This is a genomic window from Stenotrophomonas pictorum JCM 9942 (assembly GCF_001310775.1).
In the GTDB taxonomy this organism is placed as follows: Bacteria; Pseudomonadota; Gammaproteobacteria; order Xanthomonadales; family Xanthomonadaceae; genus Stenotrophomonas; species Stenotrophomonas pictorum.
This window is the reverse complement of sequence record NZ_BAZI01000819.1, coordinates 1-530: the sequence shown is the minus strand read 5'-3', so window position 1 is coordinate 530 and position 530 is coordinate 1. Positions and strand designations below refer to the sequence as shown.

The following is a 530-nucleotide window of genomic DNA, read 5'->3' as shown; positions in this document are numbered from 1 at the left end:
TGCAGTTCGACCGCGCCCCGCCGCCCGCCGCGCCGGTGCTGGCGGACGATGCCGGCGATATCCCCGATGACACCCTGCTGTTCGAGCAGAGCCCGGAGCTGTACCTGTGGCTGGGCTCGGACGCCCTGGCGATGGAATGAAGACGATGACAACCTCCCTGCCCCGCGTGCTGATCCCGCTGCTGCTGTGCCTGAGCGCCCCGCTGGCCGCCCAGACGCTGCCCGAATGGGAGCAACTCACTCCCGCCCAGCGCGAAACCCTGATCGCCCCGGTCCGCGACCGCTGGAACGCATCGCCCGAGCGCCGCCAGCGCATGTACGAACACGCCCGCGGCTGGCAGCAGATGACACCCGAGCAGCGCGAACAGGCCCGCCGCGGCATGCACCGGTTCGAACACATGACGGCCGAGCAGCGGCGCGACGCGCAGGCGCTGTTCGCCAGGATGCGCGGCATGGACAAGCAGCAGCGCCAGCAGCTGCGCGAGCAGTGGCACAAGATGACGCCCGAACAGCGCCGGCAGTGGGTGCAGG

General features: G+C 70.8%; 1 protein-coding gene. It reads left to right on the top strand.

Annotated elements, in window-relative coordinates; genetic code table 11:
* Positions 1 to 145: 145 nt before the first annotated feature.
* The coding region (locus JCM9942_RS17865) for a DUF3106 domain-containing protein (protein ID WP_425478375.1) at positions 146 to 530 on the top strand (385 nt) is incomplete at its 3' end.